The organism is Cupriavidus sp. 05N38 (genome assembly GCF_056397345.1).
Map to the genome: position 1 here is coordinate 110,618 of NZ_JBFTNF010000017.1, position 7,239 is coordinate 117,856.

At 68.5% G+C, this 7,239-nt stretch carries 6 protein-coding genes; 3 read left to right on the top strand and 3 right to left on the bottom strand.

What is annotated here, in order from left to right; all coding sequences use genetic code 11:
• Positions 1-78 precede the first annotated feature (78 nt).
• Positions 79-1,410 (bottom strand): MFS transporter, encoded by a 1,332-nt coding sequence (locus tag AC1DK4_RS15150; RefSeq protein WP_477131618.1) that lies wholly within the window; start codon positions 1,408-1,410, stop codon positions 79-81.
• A gap of 77 nt (positions 1,411-1,487) precedes the next feature.
• Here AC1DK4_RS15150 and AC1DK4_RS15155 point away from each other — a divergent pair, with 77 nt between their 5' ends.
• Positions 1,488-2,528 (top strand): LysR substrate-binding domain-containing protein, encoded by a 1,041-nt coding sequence (locus AC1DK4_RS15155; RefSeq protein ID WP_441650446.1) that lies wholly within the window; start codon positions 1,488-1,490, stop codon positions 2,526-2,528.
• A gap of 50 nt (positions 2,529-2,578) precedes the next feature.
• Here AC1DK4_RS15155 and AC1DK4_RS15160 read toward each other — a convergent pair whose 3' ends face one another.
• The gene (locus AC1DK4_RS15160) at positions 2,579-3,745 is read right to left on the bottom strand and encodes a M48 family metallopeptidase (RefSeq protein ID WP_441612575.1); all 1,167 of its coding nucleotides are present in this window, start codon (positions 3,743-3,745) and stop codon (positions 2,579-2,581) included.
• A 43-nt stretch (positions 3,746-3,788) separates the two neighbouring features.
• Positions 3,789-4,883, bottom strand: coding sequence for a YjgN family protein (locus tag AC1DK4_RS15165; protein WP_441612576.1), 1,095 nt, complete (start codon positions 4,881-4,883; stop codon positions 3,789-3,791).
• A gap of 1,244 nt (positions 4,884-6,127) precedes the next feature.
• Between AC1DK4_RS15165 and AC1DK4_RS15170 the strand changes: the two genes are divergently transcribed.
• Both AC1DK4_RS15170 and AC1DK4_RS15175 read left to right on the top strand, forming a co-directional pair.
• Positions 6,128-6,313: a Flp family type IVb pilin gene (locus AC1DK4_RS15170; RefSeq protein WP_441612577.1), complete on the top strand. Its 186-nt coding sequence runs from the start codon at positions 6,128-6,130 to the stop codon at positions 6,311-6,313.
• Between the two features lie 113 nt (positions 6,314-6,426).
• Positions 6,427-6,954, top strand: a complete 528-nt coding sequence (locus tag AC1DK4_RS15175; RefSeq protein WP_441612578.1) for an A24 family peptidase — start codon at positions 6,427-6,429, stop codon at positions 6,952-6,954.
• The last annotated feature ends 285 nt before the right edge of the window (positions 6,955-7,239 follow it).

Genomic DNA, 7,239 nt, shown 5'->3' on the forward strand with positions numbered 1-7,239 from the left:
CGCCGGAAAGCCTTTTGGGCCACTCTATGCCATGGCGCGCTGCCACGGCATCGCTCTTTAGGGGGTCATTCCAAAGTATTAGCGCCCCGCTGCTGCCGGCGCGGCGCCCCGCTTGCTACCCAGCGCATACCAGACCGCGGCGGCCACCTGCAGCGCCACCAGGCCGCCCCAGACGGTCAGGTGCGCCTGTGCCGGATAGCGGCCATCCGTGGCCGGCCAGAGATCGAGCACCAGGCCGACACCGACCTGGCAGGCGAACGTCGCCAGAAAAACCGTCAGGGTCAGCGCCGTGGTGGCGCGGCCGATCAGTGCGTCGGGGAAGCTGCGCGCCAGCACGGCGTAGGCCAGGATGCCGCTCGAGCCGAACACGCCGTAGGCGGCCCACATCAATGCCGGCGGCAGCGGCACGCCGGCGATGATCAGGCACTGGACCACGATAAAGCCACTCATGCCGAGGCCGGCAAAGGCGTACAGGCTCAGCCCGGCGCGCTCGAGGTGCCGCGCGGCCCAGCCGGCGAACACGCAGCCGCCCATCATGGCGAAGCCGATCACCGACACCAGCCGCGCGCCTTGCTCCGGTGAATAGCCCGCCACATCGCGCAGGAAGGCGCCCACCCACAAGGTCTGCACCGACAGGAAGATGCCCTGATTGAGCAGCGCCAGCGGCACTACGCGCAGGAATCGCTCGTTGCGGAATACCTGCCAGGTGCCGCGCAACTGCTCGGCCAGGCGCTGCTTGCCCGCGCCGCCGGCCTCGGGGGCCGCGAACCACAGCAGCGCGGCCATGGCCAGCGTCAGGCCGGCCAGGCCGTAGCTGACCGTGCGCCAGTCCGYCCAGGACAGCAGCCATCCCAGTGGCGCACCCACCACGACGGCACCGAGGCCGCCGATGGCCATGACCACTCCGTTGAGCAGCGGCATGCGCGACAGCGGGAACCAGATCGACAGTGCCTGGATGGCGGCGCCCAGGCAGACCGACACGCCGATGCCGATCAGCAGGCGGCCGGCCGCCAGCGTGGCCATATTGGGTGCGCTGGCAAACACCAGCGCACCCGCCACCGCGGCCAGCAGCAGCACCGCCTCGGTGCGGCGCGGGCCGAAGCGGTCGAGCAGCAGCCCCGCCGGAATCTGGGCACAGGCGAAGCCCAGGAAATAGAAACTGGTCAGCAGGCCGAGATCGGCGGCGCTCAGGCCCATCTCGCGGATCAGGTGCGGCGCGAAGCCCAGGTTGACGCCCCGGAAGATATAGGAAACCAGGAAACCCAGCGAGAAAATGCAGAGTACGCGCCAGCGCATGCCGGCATCGCGCGGCAGGGCGGGCCCGGGCCGGCTCGCGGCACGGGGCGCCGGGGAAGCGGAGGAAGCGGAGGAAGCAGAAGAAGCGGAAGAAGCGGGATTGGCAGAATTCATCTCCGCATTGTCCTCAGTCTCGAGGTGCAAGGCCAACGAAAGATACCTGCCGCAATTGTGAGTAGAATTTGACGGCAATGACTTCCCGAGCCCCCAAACCCGCCCGTCCGGCAACGCCCCCGGCTGCCCCCGCCGCTTCCACGGCCGCGGCCGGCGAGCCCGAATGCACGCTGGCACCCGGCGCCACGCGCCCGCGCACGACACCGCACCTGCCCGCGCTGCAGGCACTGCGCGCCATGGAAGCCGCCGCCCGCCACCGCAGTTTTTCGCGCGCGGCGGAAGAACTGTCCCTGACCCACAGTGCCATCAGCCACCATATCCGAGCGCTGGAGGACAACCTGGCTACCAAGCTGTTCCAGCGCACCGCGCACCTGATGGTGCCCACCAATGTGGGCACGCGCCTGGCCGCGCGCATCCGCGACGGCCTGGCCGAGCTGGAAGACGGCCTGCGCGAAGCCAGCAACGGCTGCGCGCCGCAGGTGGTGCAACTCGAAGTCAGCGTCATGGCGGACCTGGCCAATGCCTGGCTGATCCGCCGCCTGCCCAGCCTGCACGCCATCATGCCGGGGCTGGACCTGCACCTGCGACTGCACGCCGAGATCAGCCCGCCGGATCCTTACTCGGTGGACGTGGGCATCTGGCACCAGCGCGTGGACCTGCCCGGCTTTGCCTGCCACAACCTGACCGAAGACCACGTGGTCGCGGTGGCCAGCCCGGCGCTGCTGGCGCGCTACCCCGGCTTCACGCTGGCCGACCTGCCGCGCCTGCCGATGCTGCGCTTTGCCTTGCGGCCGTGGCGCGACTGGCTGGAGGCCGCCGGCCTGCCCGCCAGCGAGCCCGAGCGCGGGCCGATCTTCCAGGACGCGGGGATGATGCTGCAGTCGGCGGTGGCCGGACTGGGCGCAGCGACCGCGCGCCTGCAACTGGCGCGCGACTATATCGCCAGCGGCGAGCTGGTGCAGCTGGGCACCACGCGCATCCCCTCCAGCCTTCACTACTGGGTCACATGGCGCGAGGCCAATCCGCGCGAGAAGACCATCCAGCAATTCCATGCCTGGCTGCAGGAACAGGTGGCGGCCCCGTCGCCGCCGGAAGCTGCCCGGCCCGCTGCCGTCTAGCCCGGGGGCTGCTCCGGCGCGGCCCTAGTGCTGGGCACCAATATTAGCCACTAATGCTGGGCCCGCTGCGCCGCGCGCAGCGCCTCGATGCGTTCGCGCGTGAGCGGGTGGGTGGCGAAGAAGCCATTGTCGTCGTCCTCGCCGCTGTCTTCGGCGGCACGGCGGCTGCGCCGCTCGCGCTTGGTCTCGCGTTCGCCGCTGCCCGCCGAAGCACCGCCCTGCGCGCCGGCCCCCGTCCCGGCCACCTGCGCATCCACCTCCCGCTTGTGCGCGCTTTCCAGCGCCTGCAGGACATCGGCGAAATCCGCCACCGGCAGCCCGTTGCGCTGCATGACTTCGACGGCGTAGGCATCGGCCGCGCGCTCGTGGTCGCGCGAATAGCGCAGCGTCAGCATGGCCGCCGGCACGCCCGCCAGCACGCTGGAATAGTCGCCGAAGAAGTAAGCCGCCAGCGCCCCCACCGCGGAGGCCTGCAAGATCTGCTGCAGGCCGTGGCGCTGCGCCACATGCCCGGCTTCGTGGGCCAGCACCCCCATCAGCCCGGGGCCTGTGCCAGCCAGTTTCACCAGCTCGTCGGTCACCACGATGGTGCCGCCCGGCAAGGCCAGCGCATTGGCACCGAGCCGGCCGCCGCGGCGAAACAGGATGCGGTACTGGTGCCCGGGATCGGGCGGACGCCGCAGCGCCGCGAAGTCCGCGCGGATGCGGTCCTGCTGCGCCGCGGGCAAGGCGGACGGCATGAGCAGGCCGTTGTCGATGCCGGCCAGCGTGGCCTCGCCGAGCCGCGCTTCCAGCGCCGCGGGCACGCTGCGCGCGACCATGCGGGCGCCCCACGGCAACACCAGGAAATAGCCCAGCACCAGCGCCACCGCCAGCCCGAGCACGGACAACAAGGCCAGCCGCCAGCTATTCTGCGCGCGCACCACCCAGCCCTCGCGATGGCCGCTGACGGCAAGCAGCGCGGCCAGGCCGGCGTGGTCGGTGATCTCGCAGAACGCGCCGTCGGCAAATGTCACCAGGCGCGGTGCGCGCTTGACCCGCTCGGAAACACGCAGCGTCGACAACGGCGCGCTGCGCAGCACCGTGCCGCCGGCTTCGCGCAGTACCGCCTCGCGCCCTTCGATCGACAAGCGGACCGCATGGGCGCGCGACGAGCGGCCATCGAAATAGGTGGCGGCTACCGGAGCAGCCGCCTGGGCTTGGGAGGAATCCGGCATCGGGGCCCTGGCGTCCTTAGGTGACAAAGAAGAGCAAGGTGGTTCAGAGCGCGATGTCGATGTCGTACCAGTCCACCGCCGCATCGCCCAGCGCGCCGACCTGCTCGGTCTCGCCGGCCACGAAGGCATCCAGCGGCGCCGCCGCCAGCATGGTCATGGCTTCGATGCGGTAGCGCATCGAGCGCACCTTGGCGAATGGCATGAACAGGCCCAGCGTCAGCACATTGGCGATCATGTTGGTGACGAAGATAAAGAACAGCCGGCTCGCCTTCACCTCGCTGCGGAACGCGTGCGGCGCCAGCGTGGTGTGGTTCCACACCAGGTTCTGCAGGCGTGCCATGAAGTATGGCCCGACCGCCAGCAGCGCGAGGTAGAAACCGCCGGCGGCCATGGCAAAAGCCATCACCACGGCACCCCTGCTTGCGCCCAGGCCACCGCCGAGCGCGGTGCCGGCGAGGCTCGCGAGCACCACCACCGCCACCATCACGCCAAAAGCTCGCAGGTAGACACCATAGAAGCTGCCCGCCGTGGCATCGATGGCGAAAGGCGCCGTGCCGAAACGCGTGTGGTTGTGCTGATACTGCTTGAAGCGCTGGTGCGCCAGCGGCGCCAGCGCGTACAGCGTCAACACCGTCAGCACCGGCCACAGCAGGAATACCTTGTATGCCTCGGCGTCGCCGCCGGTAAAGGCAAAGCGCAGGCCGCGATAGCTCGAGTTGGCCATGCGAAAGCGCAGCGACCTCACCAGCAGCAGCGGAAACACCACGGCCAGCGCGAGACCCAGCGCCAGCGAGAGCAGCAGCGAAATATGGCTGGTGAACTGGAACACCATGGCCAGGCCGAACACAATGGCGCGCCCCTTGAGGATGGCGGTGGCACGACCGTGATAGTCGAAGCTGGCGCCGTCGAGCCGCGTGTTGCGATAGAAATACTGCATGGTCCTTACCTTCGCCCACGCCGAGTAGATGCCGAGCGTGACGATGGTCAGCAGCGCATTGACGATCCAGATGCGGAAGTACTCCGAGCCCGAACCGATGAACTCGAAGCGCAGCGGCCGCGGCTGGCTGAAGCCCGCGGTCGCGGCAGGCGCGGCCGCGGGCGGCGCCGGGAAATCGTTGTTGTTCTGATTGTCCTGCATGCTGGCTTCTCCCTTGAAAACCGCAAGTTGTGTCCGTCCGGGCGGACTGCGCGCCTCACTGGCCGCGCGACGATATTCCTAAGCCGTCACTACGGCGAGCAATGTATCAGGATTGCAACCAAAACGAGCGTAACMAGGATGCGATGCAAGAAGTTCCCGCCTCATCCAACAGAGCGAGAAAACTTAATGGCCAATGTGGGGCGGCCCACATTCGCGCCCCTCCCGGCTACATCTTTTGCCGCCCAGGTCATCCTTGCCGCCCCTCTCCGGCGCGCCCGCGGGCATGCGGAAGGCATCGCGTGCCTTCGCGGCCATACCTGAACCCCGCAAAGCCGTATCGCGCGTGCAACCAATCGCGCGGCCGTGCGGCGACTGCTCCACCACCCGGATACCGCTGCGCGATTACCCTCGCCTGCCCGGTGGCGCTTCACCGAAAGCCAGGCCCCGCAATGCGCATTGCGCACTTTTCAGTGCCGCCACACGCCCATTGCGTCACTCCCTGGGCAGCACAATTGACTTTTCCGGGCCCGCAACGGCTCCGGAGCAGTAACAACAAGGAAACATCCTGTTACAAGAAAATCGGTCTGTAACAAGTGGCCCAAAAACATCACCAATCAAATCAGGCACTTAGCTGCGCTGGCATGTTCGTCGCTCTATTCCCCGTTACAAAGACCAGAGCGACCGAAAGCAGGGATAGACGGTACGCCGAGGATGCCAGGACCAAGGCGGTGCAATCCACCAGCCCCGGCATCACGACAAACGAGTTGAAACGGGGGGGAAGCGGTTGCCGTGACAGGGCAGCCGCTTCGCGGGGAGGTTTGGCGCAGGGCCAGCGCAACTTTATATCCATGGCCCACACCGCAGCGGCGAATTGCGACACACCGCGGCGGCGATCAATAGCAGTCTTGCAGCATTTTCAGGCGCGGACCGGTTCCTGAGGGAGGACAGAACCGGTCCGCGGCACCTACCAGCGCAACAAGCCGCAGCAAGCGGCGATGCGCCGGGTGAGGACCCGCCGGCTGGTCACGGTCATGAGGTCCCCTGGAGACTGGTGGAGCCGGGAGGCCCGCCTTGTCGCGCAGCGCTACGGGGAGGCAGCGATCCATGCATCGCTGTTGCGCCGGCACGCTCGCGACATCGGCGAACCCTCTGGCTTGGCCACGGCTGGCACCACCGGCCGAATCTTGTGCCCGATTCTCAGCGGGCGCTTTTTCCCCTTGAACCATGACGTAAAGGAGAAGGACATGAACTCCATGTTCGAAGGCATCAAGCGTTTTGCGCAAGACGAAGACGGCGCAGCGGGGGTCGAATATGCACTGCTGCTGGCATTCGTGGCGCTGGTCATGATCGTATCGGGCCCGACGCTCGCGACCGCGGTCGGGAGGATCTGGACGCGGATCCAGGTCGCGCTGACGGCGGCCGCCGCCTGAGACCGTGGCAAGCGCGCCCCGGCCGGCACAGCCGAGCCGGCCGGGCCGCGCGTCAGGACGCTCAAGCCGGATACCCGCATCGCGCCGCCACCCCTTGCCGCCACGAGAATGCCATGAGCACCTTTGACCCACTCACCAGCGGATGCCTGCTCACCCTGGTCGGCATCGCCGCCGCCAGCGACCTGCGCAGCCACCGCATCCCGAACTGGCTGGTTGGGGCGGGCCTGATGGTGGCATTGGTGCTGCAGGTCGCGCTGCATGGATTCCTCCACGGGACGCAGGCCTGGCTGACCGGCGCGCTCGCCGGCCTCGGCCCGTTCCTCGTGCTGTACATGCTCGGCGCCGTCGGCGCCGGCGACGCCAAGCTGATGGCGAGCATCGGCGCCTTCGTCGGCGCGGCGGCGGCGCTGCAGATCGCCGTGGCCAGCTTCGCCATGGGCGGACTGCTGGCCCTCATCATCGTGCTGGCGCGCAAGCAGGCGCGCCAGACCTTCGCCGGGCTGTGCGCCCGGCTGTTGTGGCTGCCCTTCGGCCTGCGCGCCGACGTGGCGGGCAAGGACAACCTGACGACCGCAGCGCGCCTGCCCTACGCCGTGGCCATGGCGGGCGGCGTGCTGATGGTGATGACGGGCGCGGTCTGAAACGCGCGCCCCGGGGGCAGGAAGAACAAAAGAAAAGAAAGAAAAAAAGAAAAACACAGCGCTGGATACACAGCAGGCACGACGCGGCAACGAGAACGGCAAGAGCCACCAGAACGACCGGCACCGCCGCTGACGACGGGCCGGAACGGGAGAGAACCATCATGCGCGAGCACCCACCCACCGCATCGCCGCGGGCCCCCGCCCCGCCGGCCCACCGCCGCCAGGCGGCCATCCGGCGCGCCGCGCCGCATGGCGCCTGGCAGCCCGGCCGCGCGAGCGCAGGCG